The organism is Sphingobium sp. MP9-4 (genome assembly GCF_005281675.1).
Taxonomy (GTDB): domain Bacteria; phylum Pseudomonadota; class Alphaproteobacteria; order Sphingomonadales; family Sphingomonadaceae; genus Sphingobium; species Sphingobium yanoikuyae.
Window position 1 is genome coordinate 36,008 of record NZ_LUFI01000040.1, and the last position, 22,261, is coordinate 58,268.

Genomic DNA, 22,261 nt, shown 5'->3' on the forward strand with positions numbered 1-22,261 from the left:
TCTTCCCCTCTTGTCACCAGGCGCCCTCCCGGCGTCGGCGCGCCCATGGCGGGCTATTGTGTGAGTATTAATCCCGAGCGGTCGCCACCGCACTTACGACATAGGTCGTAGGCGGCGGCGAACCGTCGCTTTTTCAGGGCTTTGCGGCGTAAAGCGCGTGGTGCGTCAGGATGAAAAGCGTGCGCTTGTCAGGGCCGCCGAACAGGATCTGGAGCGGCCGGTCGGGCACGTTGATGCGGCCGCTTTCCTTGCCGTCCGCGCCGTAGACGAAGATCTGGCCATTGGCGACGAACACCCGGCCCTGCTCGTCTACCGCGACGCTCTCGCCACCGCGATTGGCGAAGGGCTTCAGCCCCGTCAGCGTGCCGCCCGGCCCTATCGTGCCGCTATAGGTGATATTCTCCGACCCGTTGGTGACGAACAGCCGATCGCCGATCTTGCCGGAAATGAAGCCATTGGCGTTGAGGCCATCGGACCAGCGCCAGCCGGTATGATCGATCGGCCCCTGCTGCCAGACGCGGAAGGCAGGCAGGGACAGGCTGCCGTCGGGCGAGAGATATTCCTTGGCCTTGGGCGTGCCGACGTCACGGGCGAACATCTCGGCCAGCGTCGTGAACTCGTAGCTCTTATGGTCGAGCTGGTCGCGAAACTCGCCATTATTCCACCAATTGACCGGCAGCAGCGTCTTCGCAGCGCCAGTGCTGCGCACCGGGGTCGGCTGGATCAGCGTCAGCGCGTCCTTGGGGCCGGCCGGGTCGAAAGAATAGGCGCCACCCTTCGCGCCGAGCGAGGACAGGACCATGACATGACCCGAAGCGTCGATGGCGAGATTGACCGGATCGAGCGCATGGTCGCGGACGATCCCCAGCCCCTTGCCCTCGCTCCAACGGTGGATGCGCTGGAAGCGGCGGTCGATGAAGTAGAGCTGCCCCTGTGCGTCAACAGCCGCGCCGGAGATCGACCAGAAGCCATCTTCCAGCTTCTCGACCTTCGTGCCCGAAGGCGCGACCGCAGGGAGCGCGCTGCCGGCCGGGCCGATATCCAGTGCGGCAAACTCACGCTCGCGCACCAAGAGCTTGCGGCTGACATCCTCGATCGCATTGTCGAACGGATATTTGCTGGCCCGCAGGAAGGTGCCGCAGCCTTCATCGTCGCAGGTGGCATAGCCGCTTTCGCCATTCACATGGACGTTGCGGAAGCGGATATTGCCCGAATTGGTGATCTTCACCGCGCTCTTTTCCGGCGCATAGGTGCGGGTCACGCGATAGCCATGATAATTGGCAAACAGCAGGTTGCTGGAGTTGCGGATGTCGAGCGAGATGGCGTCGGGGCCGTCATCGACTTCCTGTTCGGTCTGCGGCGCCAGGAACTCCCAGTTGTGGACGTTATCGAGCACGAATTCGTTGCGGGCATGATGTTCGACCGACATTTCATAGACATGGCCGGGCGTATCGGTGTCGGTGATGTAGAAGCCCGCCTGGGCAAAGCTGTTGGGGCTCCACACGTCAGCGAAGGTGCCGCCGCCGCCGTCCGTCACCCAGATGCTGGGATATTGGGCGTCGAGCCGGCTGTCGGTGACCGGATCGCCGGTGTTGACGCGCAGCGTGCCGAGCATCTTGCCATCGGCAGTGGGCGTGCCGCCACCGCCCATTATCTTGACGTCCTCGACCAGGCTCTGTTCGCCCGATCGCCAGAGCAGGGCGGAGGCGCGCGGGTTCACCCGGCCGGTGAAGAGGCCAAGGCCCGAGAGGATATTGTCGCCGCCCTTGCGGCTTTCGAGGATCGGCAGGACGGCGCCGAGGCCGGCATGTTTGGGGTTATTGTCGGGAATGAAGAGCTGGGTGATGGCCGGGTGCAGGCCGATCAGGATACTGTCCGGGCGCAGGGTCAGCCTGTCCGTCACCTTGTAGAAGCCGGTCGGGAAATAGAGGATGCGGTTGGCGTCGATCGCCTTTTGCAGGGCGGCGGTGTCGTCCGCCTTGCCGTCGCCGACTGCGCCCAGGGTGCGGACATTGACCCACTGGTCCATCGGCGGCAGGTCGCGGATCGCGGGCGCACGCGGCGCCGGCATGGCGGAGAGCGGCTGAATGTCGGCGGTGGTGGCATAGTCGCCCGTGTGGCCGAGTGCGGGCACGGCGAGGCCATAGGAGAAATTGGCGATCCTATAGGCCTTGCCCTTGCCGTCGATCGTCCTGCCGCTGTCGCGGAAGCGGGCGAAGACCGGGCTGTTGACCGCCAGCGCATTGTCGAAGCCGACCTGGGTGAAGACATTCTTCTCGTTCGAGATGACGACGCCGGCCTTCGACACATTCTCGAACCGGACATCCTTGCCCCAGAGGCTGTCGCTGTAGCCGCGGTCGATCTCGATCCCGACCGGCGTGTTCCTGATCGCGACATTGACGAGGGTAAGGTCGACCTCATGCTCGCGGATCGCCGCGTCGCGCTGGCCGTCGAATGTCGAATCGAGCAGGGTAAACTGCCAGGCGGGCGAGGTCTTTTCGGTGACGATGCCGTATCGGCCGCCCTGAAAATGGACATTCTCGATCACGTTGCCGGCCTGATAGACGCCGGCAAAGGCGGTGCCGAGACGGAATTCCATATGGCTAAGGAAGGCATGCTGGGCCATGCGGAAGCGCACGCCGGCCGCGGCCGGATTGCCCGCGCCGATCTCGATATCGACATTGCTCATCGACGAATAGAAGGTGCCCGAATTGGCATCCCGAACCACTTTGTCGCGGGGCACGACGGTCGGCACCGGGACCGGCACCTTGCCGACCTGATATTGATCGCCGCCAGCGAAGATCACCATGGTCGACACGCCCTGCTGGAAGCCCGGTGTGTTGGCGCCGAGCAGCAGCACCGGCCGGGTCGGGCCGACGCCATAGACGCGCACGCCCGCCGGCACGATCAGCGAGCGGGTGATGCGATAGGTGCCCGACGGCAGGAAGACGATGCCATGGCCGGTCGTATCGCGGGCCTGGTCGAGCGCCTGCTGGATCGCGGCGCTGTCGTCGGCACGGCCATCGCCGACCGCCTTCACCGTCACCGCATGGGGCTCGGCCGGCGCGACCGGGAAGACCGAGGTCGTCGCGGCGAAGGCCGGTGCCCCGATGCTTGTTGCCGCCAGCAAAGCCGCGATCATGCTGCGTCCGATCATGTCCGCCTCCCATCCTCATTTTTATAGATGGTGCATGGCTAGGGGAGCGGTCGCGGCTTGGCACTTGCGACAAAGGTCGTAGTTTTCCTGTGGGGTGGCGCGGCCTTATAGCGGGGGAACCCATCCCCCTGCCCCAGCGACCAAGGACGCCCGCTTGCCGATTTCCGCCGACCCTGCCCCCGTTTCGCCCAAAGCCGTGGGACGCGCCGTCATCGTCATGGGGGTCAGCGGCTGTGGCAAGTCGACGCTGGGCGCGATGCTGGCGCAGGCGCTGGACTGCCCCTTCCTGGAGGGCGACAGCTATCATTCGGCGGCGGCGGTGGAAAAGATGCGCGGCGGGGAAGCGCTGACCGACGCGGATCGCTGGCCCTGGCTCGACCGGCTGGGCGCGGCGATCGCGGGCACGGTGGCGGCGCAGGGCGTGGCGGTGGCTGCCTGCTCGGCATTGAAGCGCACCTATCGCGACCGGCTGCGCGCGGCGATCGGCGTGCCGGTGCATTTCATCCTGCTCGACAATGACCGCGACGAACTGCTGGCGCGGCTGGGCAATAGGCCGGGTCATTATATGCCCGCCAGCCTGCTCGACAGCCAGCTCGCCACGCTGGAACCGCCGCTGCCCGAGGAAGGCGCGATGATCCTGACCACCAATGTGCCGGCGAGCGAACTGCGCGACCGGGCCCTGACCTGGCTGGAATCTGGCCTGGCTGGGATAGGGTCACACCGACGCGACAGTTGAAAGTTCATAGTGTCGATAGCCTGGCATGGCGGGCCGAAAATGGGCGCGATGCGCCTGCCACGCGCCGACGAAGCGACAGTGACGCGACACTGGCGCGCTTTCCAAGCGACAGTCAGGCGACAGTGAAGCGACAGCAAGGCGACAGTCGGACCGGCGCCGGGCGGCGCGCGCGACGCCGAATAGCGAACCGGCGAAAGGCGTGATGTCTGAAGAGCGGCCTGTTCCATCCGGCAGGATAGATCAGAGAAAGACCGAGTAGGAAAGCGTCTGGTTCCGACGCTGACGATCAATTCCAGACTGTTCCCCCTCCCGCCGGCGGGAGGGGGTTAGGGGGTGGGCTGGACGACGCGAAAGCCCACCCCGCTGCGACTAATGCGCTGCGCGCATAAGTCTCGCTGCCCCTCCCGCCAGCGGGAGGGGAATGGTGGGAAACCGCCCCACTCCGTCATCCCGGTGCAGGCGGGCATGACGAGATAGAGGGGCGTCCGCAAACGAGCGTTAGTAGTCGCCCCCCGTTTCCAAACAGCAACCGGCCCCTCCCGTAACGGGAGGAGCTGAGGCCCGCATCGATGACTTTGCCCGCAGGCTCAGCGATAGCGGCCCATCGTCACCTTGAGCCAGACCGGCTTGTCGATGATGTTGAGGCCATAATCAGTCTGGTCGCCGTTCCAGACGCGGTCGAAGACCCAGTTGTCGCCTTCGAAATGGCCTTCCTCGACCTTGACGATCATGCCGTTGGCCGGGGCGCCTTCGCGCGAGCCGAACTGGACGCGGACATGGTCGCCGGTGAAGAGAAATTCATTGGCCGAAAGCTGGGCCACGACCATGCCGCCGACCATCGCCTTGTCCCAGGCCGGGGTGTCGGCATTGGGGAACCAGTCGCGCTGGCCGAACTGCCACTGGCCAAAGCTGGCCGTCACCGTCCAGTCACCCATGGTGGTGCTAAGCGGGGTGCCGTCGTCCGGCCGCGCCGCGCCCCAGGTCGGATGGGCGAAGGCGATCTTCGCCCAAGGGCGCATCGCCGCGCCCAGCACCTTATATTTGGATGCGAAGGCGTGGATGGTCGCATCGTCGAAGCTCTTGGCGCCGAGCGGATAGTTGAAATAGTCGGCATCATCCATGCCAAAGGGCGCGAAGCCGATCGCGCCGCGCCCCAGCGCCGACCAGAAATAGCGGGCATATTCGGCGGCATTGCCGATTTCCGGCACCATCAGCGCGTTGTCGGGCCGGGTATAGAGGTCGAGATGCTTGAAGACGTTGCGGCTGCCCCGGTCATAAATGTCGGGCGCGGCGAGATCGAGCGAGGGGGCCGCCGCCTTCCAGATGTCGATCACGTCGCCCTGCGGCCCGCCGCTCGACACGGTCATCGGGTCGACCGGCTTGTAGGGATCGGTCAGCGAGGCGTTCACATACATGGGCAGCGGCTTGATCGCCTTGCCGGCCTTGGCCAGTTCCTCGATATAGCGGGCGGTGTACCAGCTGTTGAAAGTGCGATCGGCGGTGTCGCCGAACACGCTCTTCCAGTTGCCCGCCGGCTTCTTGAGCGCACGGGTCAGTTCGGCCGGGACCGGGCCGTCGAACAGTTTCTGCGCGGTGGCGCTGAAGTCGCGGGGATTCTGGTAGCTGCCGACCTCATTTTCGGGCTGCACCATGATGACCGTATTCTGCGCATCATGATCGCGCACATAGGTCATGAGCTTCAGAAAGGCGCGCTTGTCCGCCGCCAGCGTGGCCGCGCCATGGGGCGAAAGCACGCCATGATCCTTGCCATCGGCGGTCTTCATGCGCGGGAAGCGGCGATTGTCGAGCTTCACCCAGTCCGGCGTATAGGCAAGGCCGGTATTCTTCCAGGCGCCGAACCAGAGGAGGACGATGCGCTTGTCATGGGCGCGCGCCTCGTCGAGCAGGGTCTGGACGAAGCTATAGTCGAACTGGCCTTCCTTGGGCTCCAGCTGTTCCCAGGCGACCGGCACTTCGACCGTATTGGCATGGATGCTGTCGAGCCGGTCCCAGACCTGCTTCAGGGGGGCGGCATAATTGCTGCTGTTATTGACCTGGCCACCCAGCATCAGGAAGGGCGCGCCATCAACGATCAGGGCGTGGCGGCCATTCTTGCTTTCGATATGCGGCACCTGTCCGCCATTCTGGGCGAGTGCGGGGGTGGCGAGCAGCATGGCGCCCGTGAGCAGGGGAAGAAGATTGCGCATCAGATCGGGTCTCTCAGGGCTGTTCGTCTAGGGAAAATATGCGGGTGGCGGCGGTCCATTTGGCGCCGGGGACGGACCAGGGCAAGGGCCGCTGGACGCCGTCCATCTGCGCTTCCCAGGCCTGCACCGCCGGATCGGCGGCGTCGGCTGCCGCCTTGGCCGCAGGGTCGAAATCCGGGCCGGTCTCCATCAGCATGACCAGCCGGTTGCCGCTGCGATAGATGTCCATCGCCCGGACATCGGCAGCGCGGATGCTGGCGCCGATGGCCGGCGGCAGCGCGCCGGATGCATGCCATGCCTCATATTGGGCGATGGCGGCCGCATCGTCGGCCAGGTCGATCAGCAACACATGACGCATCACATCACCCAGCCGCCGTCGATCACATGGACCGCGCCGGTGGTGAAGGCGGCGTCGTCGCTGGCGAGATAGAGGACCAGGCCGGCAATCTCCTCGGCCTTGCCCAGGCGTCCCATCGGCTGGCGTGCGACGAAGGCGGTCTGGGCGGCTTCATAGTCGCCGGTGTCGTGCAGCCGCTGTTGCAGCGAGGGGGTATCGACGGTGCCGGGGCAGATGCAGTTGCAGCGAATGCCCTGCCCGACGAAATCGGCGGCGACCGCCTTGGTCAGGCCGATCACGCCCGCCTTGGTCGCGCCATAGGCGAAGCGGTTGGGGATGCCCTTCACCGAGCTGGCGATGGAGGACATGTTGACGATCGCGCCCGCGCCCTTTTCCACCATGCCCGGCAGGAAGGCCGAGATGGTGTGATATTGGGCGGTCATGTTGAGCGCGACGGCAAAGTCCCAGTCGGACTGGCTGCATTCCAGGATATTGCCGGCATGGACGACGCCGGCAATGTTGGCGAGGATGTCGATCGGGCCGATGTCTGCGGCCAGTGCGCGCACGGCAGCGCCGTCGGTGACGTCGAGGGCGAGCCGCTCGCAGCCCTCCAGCCCGTCGAGTGCATCAAGATCGCGGTCGGTGGCGAAGACGCGCGCGCCCTCCGCCACGAAACGCTCGACCGAAGCCCGGCCGATGCCGCGGGCGGCGGCGGTGATGAGCGCGGTCTTGCCGGCGAGGCGGCCGTTCTGCGGGGCGCTCATGCGCGCGCCACCATCGGCAGACATTCGGGACCGATGGGATCGAAAGCCTTGTAGGTCAAAATAAACTCCTGATGGCCCAGTTGTTCGGAAAGGCTGCGCTCGCCCGCCGCGACGGCGAGGATGGCATCATAGATTTCCTGGCCAACCTGATCGAGGGTCGCTTCCCCCTCCAGGATGCGGCCGGCATTGACGTCCATGTCGGCGGCCAGGCGGCGGCCGGTTTCGGGATTGGCGCAGATCTTGATGACCGGCGAGATCGCCGATCCGACCACCGATCCGCGCCCGGTGGTGAACAAGGTGACATGCGCGCCGCAGGCGATCAGCTCGACGATCTCGGCATTGTCGGAGATGTTGGGGAAGCCGAAGCGCGGCTCGCCATCGGGCACGACGTCGAGCAGATAGAGGCCGCCCATCGGGGGGATATCGCCCGGCTTCAAGATGCCGTCGATCCGCGAGCTGCCCGACTTGCTGTAGGCACCCATGGATTTTTCCTCCTGGGTGGTGAGGCCGCCTTCGGCATTGCCCGGCGCGAAGCTGCCAAAGCCCATGACGGTATAATAGGCCTCCGCCTTCTGCACGCAGGCCTCGATCGCCGCGGCGAGTTCGGGCGTGGCGGCGCGGTCGGCCATGATCTTCTCGCAGCCGACCAGTTCGCCGGTCTCCTCGAAGATGCAGGCTGCCCCTTCCGCCACTAGCCGGTCGAAGGCGCGGCCGACCGCCGGATTGGCGGTGATGCCGCTGGTGCCGTCCGACCCGCCACAGATGGTGGCGACGACCAGTTCCTCGACGCCCATCGGCACGCGCTCGACCCCGGCGATCTGCGCCCGCACCCGCTCGACCGCTTCCAGACCGGCGGCGATGGTGGCGGCGGTGCCGCCCTTTTCCTGGATCACCAGCAGCTCGGCCGGACGGCCGCTGGCCTCCACGACGGCGCGCAATTTCTCCCGGTTGAAGCTTTCGCAGCCGAGCGAGACGATGACGAGGCCACCGACATTGGGATGGGTGGCGATCGCCTCCATCACCTTGGCCGCATAGGCATTGGGATAGCAGCCGGGGAAGCCGATCAGCTGGACATCGGGATCATCGGCCTTGTCGACGATGCGGCGCGCGACATGGTGCGCGCATTCGACCAGATAGGCGACGGCGACGACATTGCGGATGCCCTTGCGCCCGTCGGATCGGAGCCAGCCCTGGATCATGCGCCCTGCTCCAGCGCGGTGCGGGTATGGCTGCTGATATAATCGCTCTTCATATTGTGCATATGGACCCATTGGCCGGCGACGACCGGCGCGGTCATCGACCCGATCGGCGCGCCATATTTGATGACCTTGTCACCCTGCGCCAGCGCCACGCGGGCGATCTTGTGGCCGATCGCGATGCCTTCGCGCGCGGGGATGGTGCCGCCGGCGACGGGCAGGATATCGCCCGCCTCGATCGCGCTGACGCAGATCAGCACATTGTCGTCGGGGTGCAGCAGGATGAGGCGGCTGTCATGTTCAAGCATGGCTGTGGGCCTTGGCAAGAGGATGGGCACGGGCGGCGGCGTCGAGCGCCGGCCAGAGCGTGTCGGGGATGGAGGCGCCCAGGCGGGCGATCGTGTCATGGACCTGATCCGCGCCGACCAGGCCGGGGATCACGGCCATGACCTGCGGGTGGCGCAGCGGAAATTGCAGCGCGGCGGCGGGCAGCGCGACGCCGGCATCGCGGCAGAGCGCCGCCATGGCCTGGGCGCGGGCGAGGATCGCCGCGTCCGGGGCGGCATAGTCGAAATGGAGCGCTCCGCTGAGATCGCGGGCGAGGATGCCGCTATTATAGGGGCCGCCGACGATGACCTGCACATCGGCGCTGGCGCAGCGGTCGAGCAGTTGCTCCGCACCGCGATCGAGCAAGGTGTAGCGGCCGGCGATCAGGATCGCGTCCAGTTCCACCCGGTCGAGCAATTCGTGGCAGATCGCGACCTCGTTCACGCCGATGCCGATCGCGCCGATCGCGCCGGCGTCCCGCAAGTCGCGCATCGCCCGATAACCGCCGTCGAGGAAGGCGGCGAGATGATCATCATGCGCGTCGCCATGGGTCAGGCGGCCGATATCATGGGCAAGCAGCAGGTCGATGCGGTCACGGCGCAGGCGCTTCTGGCTGCTCTCGAAGGAGCGCAGCACGGCGTCATGGCCATAGTCGAAATGCGGCTCGAACGGATCGGCATCGACGAAGCCATGGCGTTCGCCCTGCGCGTCGGTGGGCCGCAGCAGGCGGCCGACCTTGGTCGAGACGCGCGCCCTGCCCTGTGGGTCATGGTCGGCAAGCGCCGCACCCAGCCGCCGTTCGGCCAAGCCAAAGCCATAATGGGGGGCGGTGTCGAAATAGGCGATGCCGGCGGCGAAGGCGGCGTCGAGGGTCGCGCGCGCCTCCGCATCGCTGACGACGCGATAGAGATTGCCGATGGGCGCAGTGCCCATGCCCAGGGTCGGGACATCGATCATGCGGCAGCTCCCTGCGTGACGCGATAGAGGCGCGCCGCATTGTCGGCAAAGATGGCGCGATGGGCCGTGACCGGCAGCGATGTGCGGGCGAGATCGAGCCAGGCGGCATAATCGGACGCCAGGGTCAGCACCGGCCAGTCGCTGCCCCAGAGCAGGCGATCCGGGCCGAACAGGGGGACCAGTTCGGCGATGAAGGGAGCGGCGGCGCCCTCCCCTGCCCCCGGCGCCAGCTCTGTCAGCAGGCCCGACAGCTTGCAGGCGACATTGGGGCAGGCGGCGAGATCGGCCATGGCGGCGCGCCAGTCCGCCGGGATCGCGTCGCCGACGAGCGGCTTGGCAGCATGGTCGATGATGATGGAGAGGTCGGGCTGGCGCCGGGCCAGCCGGGCGAGCGAGACGAGATGCTGCGGCCGCACCAGTGCGTCGAGCACCAGGCCATGCCGGGCCAATGCCGCGAAGCCGGGTGCCAGTTCCGGATCGTCGAAACAGTCGGGCGTGCGGCCCTGCATCATCGGGCGGATGCCGACCAGTGGGCCGGCGACCTGCATCGCGGCGACGCGAGCGGCGACGTCTCCGGTGAGGTCAACCCAGCCGATGACGCCGGCGATGCGATCGGTTTCGGCGGCGAGTGACAGCAGCCAATGGGTGTCGACATCCGATTCCTGGCTCTGCACCAGGATCGCGGCGTCGACCTTGTTGGCATCGAGCTGCGCGAGCAGATCATCCAGCCCATAGTCGCGATGGATCGCCGGCAGGTCGGCACCGGGCCAGCTGCAATCGTTGCGGCCGAGCTGCCAGAGATGGACATGGGCGTCGATCATGCCACCCCGCCCTTGCCACGCATTCGATGGGCATAGACCGCGACCAGCAGGAAGCAGAAAGCCGGCACCAGCATTGCGGCGTTGATCGTGCCGGCCATGTCGGAAATCAGGCCCATGAGCGCGGTCAGCACCGCGCCGCCGATGATGGCCATGACGATCATCGACGCGCCCGGCTTGGTCAGCGGGCCGAGGCCGTCGAGCGAGAGGACGAAGATGGTCGGATACATGATCGACATGAAGAAGCTGGCGGCCACCAGCGCGACGACGCCGGGCAGGCCGAGCCAGACCGAGCCGACCAGCGCGAGGCCGAGATTGACGAGCGCGAACAGCCGCATCAGCCGCGCGCCATCGAAGCGGGAGAGCAGCGCCGCGCCGGCAAAACGGCCGGCCATGAACAGGCCGAGCGACAGAGTCAGCAGCCAGGCGGCATGCTGAGCGGTGATGCCGGGCAGCGCCGCCTGCGCATAGCGGATGAGATAGCTCCAGATGCCGACCTGGGCGCCGACATAGAAGAATTGGGCGGCGACCCCGGCCAGATAGCGCGGACGACGCAGCAACTGGCGATAGCCGGCCAGCGGCGAAGCGGCGCCGGCATGGCCCTCCACCGCCGCCTTCGGGAAGGGCGTGCGCGCGAGCAAGGCCGCCCAGGCCAGCACGACCAGCGCGATCAGCAGATAGGGCAGGCGCACGGCCGAGGCAGCAGCGGCGCCCTGTGCCGGGGCATCGGACAGGATCAGCGTTGCACCCAGCGCCACGCCGGTGATCGAGCCGAGCGGATTGAACGCCTGGGCGAGATTGAGGCGGCGGGCGGCGCCGGCGGCATCGCCCAGCACCGCGACCATCGGATTGGCGGCGGTTTCGAGGAAAGCCAGGCCACTGGCGATCACGAACAGGGCGAACAGGAAGAAGGGATAGCTGACCGCGGCGGAGGCCGGCAGGAACAGCAAGGCCCCAAGCGCGAACAGCAGCAGGCCCAGGATCACCGTCGCCTTGTAGCCGAAACGCTGCGCCGTCAGCGCGGCGGGAATGGCGAAGCAGAAATAGCCCAGATAGAAGGCCGACTGGACCAGGCCCGAGGCGAAATCCGAAAGGGCGAAGGCGTGCCGGAAATGGGCGATCAGCACGTCGTTGAGATTATTGGCAAGGCCCCAGAGGAAGAAGAGGCCGATCGTCAGCATGACCGCCATCTTTGTGGCGCCGCTATCTTCCTGTCTGTCTACCCTGGCATCTGCCTGCATCACCCATCCTCTCTATTGGCGAACATGGCAGGCCCGTCCCTGTTGGGATCGGGCCTGCGCAGTCGGGGGAGGTTATACGCCTCCCATGCGGATCAGTAGGTGATCCGGGCCGTCAGGCTGATGCGACGGTCATTGACCACCACGTCACGCGGGCGGCTGTCGATGCCGAAATAGGTCGCACGACGGGTGTTGGTCAGGTTGGTGCCGTCCAGCGCCAGCGCGAACTGCGGGGTCACATTATAGCTGATCGACGCATCGAGCTGACCGAAGGGCTTGTTGAAGATCGGCAGGCTGCCGGTGCCGTTGCCCGCGGTGGTCACGACATATTTGCTGCGCCAGTTATAGGCGACGCGGGCCGACAGGCCGCCCTTCTCGTAGATGCCGACGATGTTGTAATTATATTTCGACAGCAGTTCGAGCGGAACGTTGGTGACGGGGCCGCTGGTGGCGGGCGACGGTGCCTGCGAGTCCACATAGGTGAAGTTCGCCTGCATGCCGAGGCCGTCGAACGGACCGGGCAGGAAGTCGAAGAACTGCTGATAGGCCAGTTCGAAGCCCTTCACCTTGCCCTTGGCGACATTGCCATAGGACGTCACTTCGTAAGTGTAGGTATTGCCGTTGTCGAAAGTCACTTCACGGTTGGCGACCGCAGTCTGGATGTAGTTCTTGATATTCTTGTAGAAGGCCGCCGCGGTCAGCGAGCCGGTCCGCGAGAAATACCATTCCAGCGTCGCGTCCAGATTGTCCGATTTCATCGGCTTCAGATACGGGTTGCCGCCGCTGGCCGTGTGAATCTGATTTTGCTGCGCACTACCCGGCTCGGTGATTGTCAGGCTGGGAGCAAGCTGGGTGAAGCTGGGGCGCGAGATATTCTTCGCGGCCGCGAAACGCAGCTGCAGATTATCGGTCAGATGGACGCGCAGGTTCAGGCTCGGCAGGACCGAGGTATAGTCATCCGACACCGCAATCGGGTTGAACACGGTCGGGCCGTTGGTTTCGGTGCCATCCGGATTCTGGATGATCGTGGTCTGCTGATAAAAGCCCGACACGTCGAGATTGGTGCGGATCACGCGGACGCCGATATTGCCGTCGATCGGATCGGCCTTGAAGAAGGCGGTGGCATAGCCGGTGAAGGTCTTCTGCCGCTGCTGGTTGGTGCCGCTCTGGGTATAGGCCGGCGCGCTGGCGATGCCCAGCGTGTCGAGCGTGTTCTGATAGTTGCGGATGATGCCGCGGTTGAAGGCGATGATGTTGCCGAACAGGTCGGCGTCGCCACGGAAGAAGTCGCCCAGGTCAACCGTTTCCAGTTCGCTGGGGATGCCCGACAGGCCGGTATAGCGATAGCCGGTGTCGATCGTGCGGTTCTTGCGGTCGGCATAGCGGAAGCCGGCCTTGATCGACGACAGGATGCCGGCATCGAAACGATATTCGGCGTCGAGGCGGGCGGTCTTGTCCGACGCCTTCGATTCATTGAGGTTATCGAGATAGAAGGCGCTGGTGTAGGTCGCCGGGTTGGTGAGGCCGGTTTCCGAACCGATGTTCACGACCGGGACCGAACCCGAAATATCCTGATAGAGCGTGTCGGCAACGCCGTTCAGGCCGAAGATCGAGCGCAGATTCTTGGTCTTGGCATCGACATACTGGCCGTCGGCGGTGATCGTCAGATTGTCGACCGGCTTCCACTTCAGGTTCAGCGAATAGTCCGTCGTCGTCGAATGACGGGTCTGGGCGCTGGTGTTGTTGCCGACCGGCACGTCGATGAAGGTGCCGCTCTCGAAATCGCCATTGTCGGCATAGGTAAAGGCCGCGCCGGGCTGCGGGATGATTGCGCTGCCCGAGCTGTAGGCGAAGAAGCTATAGTCGTCGAAACGGAACTTATAGTCCGAACGGAAGACTTCGGCGGTCAGCTCCAGCGTGTCGCTGGGGCGCCACTGAAGCGCGACATCGGTGCCGAGGCGACGGCGATCGCCATAGACTTCGCCGATACCGGTACCATGCGGCAGGGTCGTGGTCTGGCCGGTGCGGCCCAGGCTCGCCAGCACTTCGGCGTCGGTCGCGTTGGTCGGATCGAGCGTGTAGAAGGGCTCGGTCGAGATCGTGTCCTGACGGAAGGCGGTCTTCTGGAAGGAGACGCTGGCGAGGATACCGATTTCACCGATGCCGGTGTCCCAGCGGTCGCTGACCATCAGCGAGGCCGAAGGCTTGAACTTGTCGGTGAGGTCGAAATAGCTCTGGGTCGCGGTGGCGGCGACCTTCAGGCCATCGAAGTCGAACGGCTTGCGGGTGCGGAAGTTGATCGTACCCGACAGCTGATCCTCAATCAGGTCGGCCGACGGGTTCTTGTAAACGTCGATGCCCGACAGCAGTTCGGACGGGATGTCCTCCAGGTTGAGCTGGTTGGCGCCCGAGGCGGTGAAGATGTCGCGGCCGTTGAGTTCGGTGCGGACCTGGGTCAGGCCGCGGATCGCGACCGAGCTGCCTTCGCCATATTGACGCTGGACCTGGATGCCGGTGATGCGCTGCAGCGCTTCGGCGACGTTCCGGTCGGGCAGCTTGCCAATGTCTTCGGCGACGATCGAGTCAACGATCACATCGCTGTTGCGCTTGATCGACTGGGCGCTGGAAAGGCTGGCGCGGACACCGGTGACAACGATGCCATCTTCGGACGCAGGAGCATCGCTCGACTGTTCCGCAGCCACATCCTGGGCGTGCGCCTGGACGCTGCACCCCAGCATGACGCTGGCGAGCGAGATACCGGCGAGCAATTCCGCACGCGACGGCACGTTAAAATTCTTGAACATTTGGTCCCTTCCTCTCCCCTGGCCCCTGGTCGGAGCACTGATCGATTCGGCGCCGCGATGCCGCGGCAAAAACATATTCCCCTGCCGTGATATTTCCCTATTGGGAGCGATACCAACGCGGCGCCCTATTACTCTCCGTTTCCAATTTGTGAAATATAAAAATTGATTTCACCTGTAGATGGTGTGTAGGGAAGGACCAACAGATGATGGCGCTACCAAAGGCGAGATAGCGCCCGATTGGTGAGGGGATCGGGATGGAAGGCAAGGCGCGCTACCAAGCGCCGGCCCTGAAGAAAGGGCTGGAAATTCTGGAGCTTCTGGCCGGTTCCAGCGAGCCGCTGATCATGTCCGACATCTCCGCCGCGCTCGGCCGGTCGGTCAGCGAGATTTTCCGCATGCTCCAGGTGCTGGAGGAACATGGCTATATCGCCCGCGCCGAGGATGGCTATCGCCTGACCAACCGGCTGTTCACCCTGGGCATGAGCCAGCCGCCGATTCGCGACCTTGCCTCCACCGCCCTGCCGGTCATGCAGGAACTGGCGCGGCAGGCCGGGCAAAGCTGTCATATGGCGGTGGTGTCGGGGGCGGAAATGGTCGTCATCATCGCGATCGAGGCGCCGGGCCTGTCCGGCTTTGCGGTGCGCGTGGGTTATCGCCGGCCGCTGCACCGCTCCAATTCCGGCCGCATCCTTCTCGCCTTCCAGTCGCCCGAAAATCGCGAAGCGATGCTGAAGGACATCCGGGCCAGCGATCCGCAATTGGAGGAAGGCGATCTGGTCGCGCGGCTGGACGCCGCCGTCGCGGCGGGCGGCGCGGTGTCGCCCAGCCCGATGCTGACCGGCATCACCGACCTGTCGGCACCGATCCTGGTCGGCGGGATCGCCCGCGCGTCGCTGACCATGCCCTTCGTCGACGGCGCCGCCAACCGGGCGAGCATCGAGCAGTGCAATGACCTGGTGCGCGCCGCCGCGCAGGCGATCGGCGCGGCCATGTCGCCGATCAAGGATGCGCCGTCCCGCGCCAACGCCATGGAGGAAGAGCAATGACCCTGCTGGATCGCCGCACCGCGCTGATCGCGGCCGCCGGCCTTGCCGCCCTGCCCGGCCTTGCCGCCGCGCAGACGACCGCGGCCGACGAGGTGATCGAGCTGTGGCCCGGCCCGCCGCCCGGCAACACCGGCGCGCGGATCGTCCGCAAGATCGACGACCAGTCGAAAGACCCGGCCAAGCCCGATCGCTGGGTGACGGGGATCGCCCGCCCGGTGCTGGTGGTGCGCCGCCCTGCCCGCCCCAATGGCGCGGCGATGCTGGTGGTGCCGGGCGGCGGCTTTGGCTTCCTGTCCTACGACAATGAAGGCACGAGCCAGGCCGCCTGGCTCAACGACCGGGGCATCACCGCCTTCATCCTGCTCTATCGCCTGCCCGGCGAAGGCTGGGCGCAGCGGCAGGATGTGCCGTTGCAGGATGCCCAGCGCGCGATGCGGCTGATCCGCGCGCGGGCTGTCAATTTCGCTGTCGACAAGGGCCGCGTCGGCGTGCTCGGCTTCTCGGCTGGCGGCCATCTGGCGGGATCGCTGGCGACGCGCCATGGCGAGCGCGTCTATGCCCCGGTCGATGCCCCTGATCGGGAAAGCGCGCGTCCCGATGTCGCCGGCCTCATCTATCCGGTGGTCAGCCTCGACGCGCCCTTCACCCATGGCGGGTCGCGCGACATGCTGCTGGGTGAAGGCGCCAGCGCCGATATGCGCCGGGCGCGATCGGTGGAGATGCGGGTGGACGGCGGTACGTCGCCCATCTTCCTGGTCCATGCCAGCGACGACGGGCTGGTGCCGCCGGCCAACAGCATCGCCCTGTTCCAGGCGATGGAAGCCGCCAGGCGGCCGGTCGCGCTCCATATCTTCGAGGATGGCGGCCATGGTTTCGGCACGCGCCTGCCCAAGACGATGCAGGCGTCGGCCTGGCCCGGCCTGTTCATGACATTCGCCGCCAAGCAGGGATTGCTGGCGCAATGAAGACAGCGCTGTCGATAGGCCTGCTCGCGCTTGTCGCCAGCGCTGCGTCCGCGGCACCGGACTCCTATCAAAGTTCGCCCGAACGCCGCACCGTCGCGGAAAAGGATTGGGGGCCATGGCTCGGCCCGTTCCGCGCCAGGCTGGTGCCCAGCCTGATGCAGGATTTTGGCGAACGCTATCTCTACGCCCCGGCCAATGCCGCCCTGCCCGCGCCAAAGCCGAGCGAGCAGCGTGTCGTGTTCCTGGGCGATTCCATCACCGATCGCTGGAACCTGGCCGCCAGCTTCCCCGGCAAGCCCTATGTCAATCGCGGCATCGGCAGCCAGGTGACGGCGCAGATGCTGCTGCGCTTCCATCAGGATGTCGTGGCGCTGAAGCCGAAGGTGGTGGTGATCCTGTCCGGCATCAACGACGTGCAGGGCTTCCTGCAACAGGAAAGCCCCGAGCAGATCGAGGCCAACTGGGAAGCGATGGCCGACATCGCCACCGCCCATCATATCAAGGTCGTGTTCGGATCGATCCTGCCGGTCAACAACTACACGGATGCGGCGAAGGATGTCGTGGCGGAGCGCAAGCCGGCCGAACTGGTCGCGCTCAACCAGTGGCTGCGTGCCTATTGCGTGCAGCATGGCCATGTCTTTGCCGATTATCATGCCGCGATGGGCGACCAGAATGGCCTGATGGCCACCGCCTATACCCAGGACGGCGTCCATCCGCTGAACAATGGCTATGCCGTGATGGCGCCGATCGCCGCCAGAGCGATCGCGCAGGCGCTAGGAACAAGGAAATGAGGACGACGATGCTGCGTTTCACCGCCCCCCTTCTCGCCGCTGCCTGCACAATGGCGCTGGCCATGCCGGCCCTCGCCGAAACCAAGGTGCCGGGCGATCCGCATGCCAATGATCCGGTCGGCATCGTCGCCGATCCCTGCCCCACCCACGAGAAGCCGAGCGACGAGGCCGGTTGGAAGCTGTGGAACCTGCACATGCTGACCCGCGATTTCGGGCAGCTGTGCCGTTATGCCGCCGCCAACAAGGCAATCGAGGGCCAGAAAGTCCGCGTCGTCTTCATGGGCGATTCCATCACCGACAACTGGATCAACCTGGACCCGACCATGTTCCAGAACGGGCTGGTCGATCGCGGCATCAGCGGCCAGACGACGCAGCAGATGCTGGTGCGCTTCCGCAATGACGTGATCGCGCTGAAGCCGCAGGCGGTCCACATCATGGCGATGACCAACGACATCGCCGGCAATACCGGCGCGGCAACGATGGAAACGGTGCTGGGCAATATCCAGACCATGGCCGACCTCGCCCGCGCGCATGGCATCAAGGTCATCATCGCCTCCGTGCCCCCCGCTGCCGCCTTCCCCTGGAGCCCCGGCATGACGCCCGCGCCGCAGGTAGCTGCCATCAACAAGTGGCTGGCCGACTATGCCCGCGCCAACGGCTTCACCTTCGTCGACTATCACAAGGCGATGGCGCAGCCCGATGGCGCGATGAAGCCGGGCCTGTCGAGCGACGGCGTCCATCCGACCAGGGAGGGCTATGCCATCATGCGCCCGCTGGCCGAGGCCGCGATCGCCAAAGCGCTGGGAACCAAGTGATGCAGGATTTCGGACGCCGATCCTTCCTGGCGGGCGCGGCTGCGCTGGGCCTGGCCAATGCTGCCCGCGCGGCCAGCCCTATGGGCACCGCCAAAGGCCCGGTGCAGGCAAGCTGGCCCTCGCTGGTCGACAATTACCGCTATCCCGACTGGTTCCGCGACGCGAAGCTGGGCATGTGGTCGCACTGGGGCCCGCAATCGGTGCCGGCGCAGGGCGACTGGTATGGCCGTTTCATGTATATGCAGGGCCACCCGATGTACGAACATCACCTCAAGACCTACGGCCATCCGTCGGTCGCGGGGATGAAGGACATCCAGAATCTCTGGACCGCCGACAAGTGGGATCCCGATGCGCTGATGGCCAAATATCAGAAGGCCGGCGCCAAATATTTCATGGCGCTGGCCTGCCATCACGACAATCTCGATTGCTATGACAGCCGCTATCACGCCTGGAACAGCCTGCGCGTCGGGCCGAAGAAGGACATCGTCGGCATCTGGGAAAAGGCGGCGCGCAAGGCCGGCCTGAAATTCGGCGTGTCGAACCATGCCGCCCATGCCTGGCACTGGTATCAGCCCGCTTATGGCTATGATCCGGTCGGCCCGCAAAAGGGCGTGCGCTATGATGCGTATCGACTGCGCAAGGAAGACGGCAAGGGCCAATGGTGGGATGGCCTTGACCCGCGCGAACTTTATACCGGCGGCCATGCCGTGCTGCCCGACGGCATCGACACGATCGAGGCGATGGACAAGTGGCACGACGCCAATAACGGCCAGTGGATCGAGACCGGGCCGAAGGACGACCCGGCCTATGTCACCCGCTGGCTGCTGCGCCAGACCGACCTGGTGGCGAAATACAAGCCCGACATGGTCTATATGGACGATCATGAACTGCCCTTCGGACCGGTAGGGCTGGAAGCGGCGGCGGACTATTATAACCGGTCGATCGAATGGCACGGCAAGATCGACGTGGTCATGACCGGCAAGCAGCTCAAGCCCTATGCCCGGTTCGGCATCGTCCAGGATGTCGAGCGCGGCTATACCGACCATATCTGGGACGAGCCGTGGCAGACCGACACCTGCATCGGCGACTGGTTCTACAATATCGCCCGGCTGACCGACAAAAGCTACAAGAGCGCCGAACAGGTGATCCAGCGGCTGGCCGATGTCGTGTCGAAGAACGGCAATCTGATGCTGTCCATCCCACAGCCCGGCGACGGTTCCATCGACAGCGAGGCCGAGAAGATCCTGGACGCGATGGCGGGATGGATGGTGCATGGCGGCGAGGCGATCTTCGGTTCGCGCCCGTGGAAGCGCTATGGCGAAGGGCCGACCCAGGCGATCGTGGGCATGCAGAATGAGGAGAAGGCCAAGCCCTTCACCGCGCAGGACATCCGCTTCACCACCAACAAGGGCGCGCTCTATGCGCTGTTCCTGGGCAAGCCGGCCGGATCTACGACCATCCGCTCACTGGCGCGCGGCCAAGGGACTGGCACAATCGAGCGGGTGACGCTGCTCGGCGGCGGCCAGCTTGCCTTCCGTCAGGATGGCGCGGGCCTCCACTTCACCATGCCGCACGGCATCGATTTCGTCCCCGCCGTCCGCATCGACGGCCGGGGTCTGGTTTAATGCAAGTACAGGGAATGACTGGGATGATCGCAAAGGGCTTCAAGGCAAGACTGGCGGGGATCGCATTGGGTGCATCCTGCATCGCCATCGCCGCACCGGCGCTGGCCGCGCCGATGGCGCTGCTGGACCGCAATGGCAGCCGGGTCGCGATCGAACCCTATGCCCCCAATATCGTGCGCGTCACCATCGCGATGGACCCGGACCTGGCGCAGGCGGCACCGGGCGAAGGCCCCAATGCCAAGGCCGATGCCACCGGCTGGACCCATAGCAGCGACGCGACCGGCGACATCTTCACCTCCTCGGCGATCTCGCTGACGATCGATGCCCAGCCCTGGCCCGGTGCGCCGACCCAGATGCAGCGCTATTTCGCGCCGGCCCTGCCGCCGGTCAGCCTGTCGGTGAAGGATGCCAGCGGCACCGTCCTCACCAAGATGACCGGCTGGGAAATGGCGCCCGTGACCGTCAATGGCGAGAAGACCTTCAAGGTCGGCGCCAGCTTCGACGCGCCGCTGGACGAGCATTATTACGGCCTGGGCCAGAACCAGGAAGGCTATATGGATCTGCGCGGCAAGCAGATCGACTGTTCGCACAGCTATGACGCGCCGGCCGGCGAGACCGTCTGCGTCCCCTTCCTGGTCACCAACAAGGGCTATGGCATCGTCTGGGACAATCCGGCGCGCACTTTGGTGTGGCCGGGCCTGCACAATTCGACCCGTTTCCAGAGCCAGGTCGGCGAACGCGTGTCCTTCTTCGTCATCACCGGCAAGACCACCGATGACCTCTATGCCGGCTATGCCAAGCTGACCGGCGCGACGCCGCTGCCGCCCAAGGCCGGTTTCGGCCTGATCCAGAGCAAGGCGCGCTACGAGAGCCAGAAGGAATTGCTCGACGTCGCCAATGGCTATCGCCAGCGCAATCTGCCGCTCGATATCATGGTGCTGGACTGGTTCTACTGGACCCGCATGGGCCAGCTCGACATCGACCGCACCTATTATCCTGACCCCAAGGGGATGAACGACCAGCTCAACGCCATGGGCATGCGGTCGATCATCAGCGTGTGGCCGCGGTTCGAGCGCGAAGGCCGCTATTTCGAGTATCTCAAGTCCAAGGGCTGGTTCCTGAAGGACAAGGACGGCAATCCGGTCGACGGCCTGCCGATGCGGTCCGACCGGGCCGGCGCGCTGATCGACAGCACCAATCCGCAAGCGCGGGAATGGTTCTGGGGCAAGCTGCGCGACAATATTGCGAGCCAGGGCTTCGACTGGTTCTGGCTGGACGAGACCGAGCCGGATCTGGTGCCGGACGGCTATTTCTATTCGATCGGTTCGGGCGACCGCTATCATAACCTGTTCCCGCTGGTGCATACGTCGGGCGTGGCCGAAGGCTCGGAGCGCGACCGCCCCAATTTCCGCAACATGATCCTGGCCCGCGCCGCCTATCTCGGCTCGCAGCGCAATGGCGGCCTGTTCTGGTCGTCGGACATCAAGTCGACCTGGGAAGCGCTCGACCGGCAGGTGCCCGCCGGCCTCAACTTCACCGCGTCGGGCCTGGCCTATTGGGGCAGCGACATTGGCGGCTGGCAGTGGCCGAGCGGCCCCAAGGCGCAGCATCCGGTGCTGCTCGATCCGGCCGGCATGACGGCGGCGGGTGCGGATTATAGCGACTATCCCGAACTGTTCGTGCGCTGGTTCCAATATAGCGTGTTCACGCCGACGCTGCGCATCCATGGCCAGCGCCCGGACACGGAATTGTGGACCTATGGCAAGGCGGCCGAGCCGATCCTGGCCGACTGGCTGCGCCTGCGCTACACGCTGATCCCCTATATCTATGCGCTGGGCCGCCACACCTATGACACCGGCGCGCCGTTCATGCGCGGCCTGTTCATGGACTTCCCGAACGATCCCAAGGTGGCGGACATTGGCGACCAATATATGTTCGGCCCCGCCTTCCTGGTTGCCCCGGTGACCAAGCAGGGCCAGACCAAGCGGTCGGTCTATCTGCCCGCCGGCACCGCCTGGTATGATTATTGGACCAACCAGAAATATGAGGGTGGCCAGACGATCGAGGTGGATGCCCCGATCAACCGCATGCCGCTGTTCGTGAAGGCCGGTTCGATCGTGCCGATGGGCGTGCAGGTGAAGAGCACGGCCGAGAAGCAGGCCCTGGAGAACATCCGGGTTTATCCGGGTGCCGATGCGCGCTTCACCCTTTATGACGATGACGGCACGACCAATGCCTATCGCAAGGGTGGCATGAAGGCCGAGCTGGTCTGGGACGACAAGGCAAAGACGCTGACGAGCAAGACGAAGCTGCCCACCGGCCAGGCCATCAGCGGCCTGGTGCAGATCGTCGGTCAATAAGGAGACAAAGAAGATGACGGGTATCAATCGCCGCGAACTGGGCCTGGGCTTGGGCGCCGCCGCGCTGGGCGCGGGCCTGGCCGGCAGCACCGGTGCGAACGCGCAGGCCGCAGCCGCG

General features: G+C 65.4%; 17 protein-coding genes. 7 read left to right on the forward strand and 10 right to left on the reverse strand.

Translation table 11 applies throughout. From position 1 onward, the window contains the following. Window positions 1–133: 133 nt before the first annotated feature. Complete coding sequence (locus A0U87_RS13955; RefSeq protein WP_137405637.1) at window positions 134–3,157, reverse strand: glycosyl hydrolase family 28-related protein; 3,024 nt, start codon at window positions 3,155–3,157, stop codon at window positions 134–136. A 154-nt stretch (window positions 3,158–3,311) separates the two neighbouring features. Between A0U87_RS13955 and A0U87_RS13960 the strand changes: the two genes are divergently transcribed. After that, on the forward strand, window positions 3,312–3,893 hold the full coding sequence (locus A0U87_RS13960) for a gluconokinase (protein ID WP_048937597.1): 582 nt from the start codon (window positions 3,312–3,314) through the stop codon (window positions 3,891–3,893). 587 nt (window positions 3,894–4,480) lie between these two features. Here A0U87_RS13960 and A0U87_RS13965 read toward each other — a convergent pair. From A0U87_RS13965 to A0U87_RS14005, 9 genes are all read right to left on the reverse strand, one after another. Beyond that, window positions 4,481–6,100 carry a DUF5597 domain-containing protein gene (locus A0U87_RS13965; protein ID WP_048937598.1) on the reverse strand — a complete coding sequence of 540 codons (1,620 nt, stop codon included), beginning with the start codon at window positions 6,098–6,100 and terminating at the stop codon, window positions 4,481–4,483. Between the two features lie 13 nt (window positions 6,101–6,113). Next, window positions 6,114–6,458 carry an L-rhamnose mutarotase gene (locus A0U87_RS13970; protein ID WP_007712318.1) on the reverse strand — a complete coding sequence of 115 codons (345 nt, stop codon included), beginning with the start codon at window positions 6,456–6,458 and terminating at the stop codon, window positions 6,114–6,116. After that, window positions 6,458–7,201 carry an SDR family oxidoreductase gene (locus A0U87_RS13975; protein ID WP_234415724.1) on the reverse strand — a complete coding sequence of 248 codons (744 nt, stop codon included), beginning with the start codon at window positions 7,199–7,201 and terminating at the stop codon, window positions 6,458–6,460. The genes A0U87_RS13970 and A0U87_RS13975 overlap by 1 nt, the downstream gene beginning before the upstream one ends. Next, window positions 7,198–8,400, reverse strand: a complete 1,203-nt coding sequence (locus A0U87_RS13980; protein ID WP_048937600.1) for a UxaA family hydrolase — start codon at window positions 8,398–8,400, stop codon at window positions 7,198–7,200. The genes A0U87_RS13975 and A0U87_RS13980 overlap by 4 nt, the downstream gene beginning before the upstream one ends. Continuing rightward, entirely contained in the window at window positions 8,397–8,705 is a 309-nt protein-coding gene (locus A0U87_RS13985) for a UxaA family hydrolase (RefSeq protein WP_048937601.1), read from the reverse strand. Before A0U87_RS13985 ends, A0U87_RS13980 begins: the two co-directional genes overlap by 4 nt. Continuing rightward, window positions 8,698–9,681, reverse strand: a complete 984-nt coding sequence (locus tag A0U87_RS13990) for an aldo/keto reductase (protein ID WP_137405638.1) — start codon at window positions 9,679–9,681, stop codon at window positions 8,698–8,700. Before A0U87_RS13990 ends, A0U87_RS13985 begins: the two co-directional genes overlap by 8 nt. Then, on the reverse strand, window positions 9,678–10,502 hold the full coding sequence (locus A0U87_RS13995) for an amidohydrolase family protein (protein WP_137405639.1): 825 nt from the start codon (window positions 10,500–10,502) through the stop codon (window positions 9,678–9,680). The genes A0U87_RS13990 and A0U87_RS13995 overlap by 4 nt, the downstream gene beginning before the upstream one ends. Then, on the reverse strand, window positions 10,499–11,680 hold the full coding sequence (gene fucP / locus A0U87_RS14000; RefSeq protein WP_240700561.1) for an L-fucose:H+ symporter permease: 1,182 nt from the start codon (window positions 11,678–11,680) through the stop codon (window positions 10,499–10,501). The genes A0U87_RS13995 and fucP overlap by 4 nt, the downstream gene beginning before the upstream one ends. 152 nt (window positions 11,681–11,832) lie before the next feature. Next, on the reverse strand, window positions 11,833–14,541 hold the full coding sequence (locus A0U87_RS14005; RefSeq protein ID WP_048937605.1) for a TonB-dependent receptor: 2,709 nt from the start codon (window positions 14,539–14,541) through the stop codon (window positions 11,833–11,835). 254 nt (window positions 14,542–14,795) lie between these two features. Between A0U87_RS14005 and A0U87_RS14010 the strand changes: the two genes are divergently transcribed. The 6 genes from A0U87_RS14010 to A0U87_RS14035 are packed head-to-tail and all read left to right on the forward strand — an operon-like array spanning window position 14,796 to window position 22,143. Beyond that, a complete protein-coding gene (locus tag A0U87_RS14010) occupies window positions 14,796–15,587 on the forward strand; it encodes an IclR family transcriptional regulator (RefSeq protein WP_048937606.1) in 792 nt (263 codons plus the stop codon). Next, entirely contained in the window at window positions 15,584–16,552 is a 969-nt protein-coding gene (locus A0U87_RS14015) for an alpha/beta hydrolase (protein WP_048937607.1), read from the forward strand. Before A0U87_RS14010 ends, A0U87_RS14015 begins: the two co-directional genes overlap by 4 nt. Next, window positions 16,549–17,343, forward strand: a complete 795-nt coding sequence (locus A0U87_RS14020; RefSeq protein ID WP_137405641.1) for a GDSL-type esterase/lipase family protein — start codon at window positions 16,549–16,551, stop codon at window positions 17,341–17,343. The genes A0U87_RS14015 and A0U87_RS14020 overlap by 4 nt, the downstream gene beginning before the upstream one ends. A gap of 8 nt (window positions 17,344–17,351) precedes the next feature. Continuing rightward, window positions 17,352–18,158, forward strand: a complete 807-nt coding sequence (locus A0U87_RS14025; RefSeq protein WP_137405643.1) for an SGNH/GDSL hydrolase family protein — start codon at window positions 17,352–17,354, stop codon at window positions 18,156–18,158. Further along, complete coding sequence (locus A0U87_RS14030) at window positions 18,158–19,783, forward strand: alpha-L-fucosidase (RefSeq protein WP_137405642.1); 1,626 nt, start codon at window positions 18,158–18,160, stop codon at window positions 19,781–19,783. The genes A0U87_RS14025 and A0U87_RS14030 overlap by 1 nt, the downstream gene beginning before the upstream one ends. A gap of 23 nt (window positions 19,784–19,806) precedes the next feature. Continuing rightward, complete coding sequence (locus A0U87_RS14035) at window positions 19,807–22,143, forward strand: glycoside hydrolase family 31 protein (protein WP_048937610.1); 2,337 nt, start codon at window positions 19,807–19,809, stop codon at window positions 22,141–22,143. Window positions 22,144–22,261 lie beyond the last annotated feature (118 nt).

What these genes read in the sequence shown, in the direction of transcription:
- A0U87_RS14015 (WP_048937607.1), top strand. Translation starts at nt 15,584, where the DNA reads ATGACCCTGCTGGATCGCCGCACCGCGCTGATCGCGGCCGCCGGCCTT.
- A0U87_RS14005 (WP_048937605.1), bottom strand. Translation starts at nt 14,541, where the DNA reads ATGTTCAAGAATTTTAACGTGCCGTCGCGTGCGGAATTGCTCGCCGGT.
- A0U87_RS14025 (WP_137405643.1), top strand. Translation starts at nt 17,352, where the DNA reads ATGCTGCGTTTCACCGCCCCCCTTCTCGCCGCTGCCTGCACAATGGCG.
- A0U87_RS14020 (WP_137405641.1), top strand. Translation starts at nt 16,549, where the DNA reads ATGAAGACAGCGCTGTCGATAGGCCTGCTCGCGCTTGTCGCCAGCGCT.
- A0U87_RS13985 (WP_048937601.1), bottom strand. Translation starts at nt 8,705, where the DNA reads ATGCTTGAACATGACAGCCGCCTCATCCTGCTGCACCCCGACGACAAT.
- A0U87_RS14035 (WP_048937610.1), top strand. Translation starts at nt 19,807, where the DNA reads ATGATCGCAAAGGGCTTCAAGGCAAGACTGGCGGGGATCGCATTGGGT.
- fucP (WP_240700561.1), bottom strand. Translation starts at nt 11,680, where the DNA reads ATGCTGACGATCGGCCTCTTCTTCCTCTGGGGCCTTGCCAATAATCTC.
- A0U87_RS13975 (WP_234415724.1), bottom strand. Translation starts at nt 7,201, where the DNA reads ATGAGCGCCCCGCAGAACGGCCGCCTCGCCGGCAAGACCGCGCTCATC.
- A0U87_RS14010 (WP_048937606.1), top strand. Translation starts at nt 14,796, where the DNA reads ATGGAAGGCAAGGCGCGCTACCAAGCGCCGGCCCTGAAGAAAGGGCTG.
- A0U87_RS13955 (WP_137405637.1), bottom strand. Translation starts at nt 3,157, where the DNA reads ATGATCGGACGCAGCATGATCGCGGCTTTGCTGGCGGCAACAAGCATC.
- A0U87_RS13980 (WP_048937600.1), bottom strand. Translation starts at nt 8,400, where the DNA reads ATGATCCAGGGCTGGCTCCGATCCGACGGGCGCAAGGGCATCCGCAAT.
- A0U87_RS13990 (WP_137405638.1), bottom strand. Translation starts at nt 9,681, where the DNA reads ATGATCGATGTCCCGACCCTGGGCATGGGCACTGCGCCCATCGGCAAT.
- A0U87_RS13995 (WP_137405639.1), bottom strand. Translation starts at nt 10,502, where the DNA reads ATGATCGACGCCCATGTCCATCTCTGGCAGCTCGGCCGCAACGATTGC.
- A0U87_RS13970 (WP_007712318.1), bottom strand. Translation starts at nt 6,458, where the DNA reads ATGCGTCATGTGTTGCTGATCGACCTGGCCGACGATGCGGCCGCCATC.
- A0U87_RS13965 (WP_048937598.1), bottom strand. Translation starts at nt 6,100, where the DNA reads ATGCGCAATCTTCTTCCCCTGCTCACGGGCGCCATGCTGCTCGCCACC.
- A0U87_RS14030 (WP_137405642.1), top strand. Translation starts at nt 18,158, where the DNA reads ATGCAGGATTTCGGACGCCGATCCTTCCTGGCGGGCGCGGCTGCGCTG.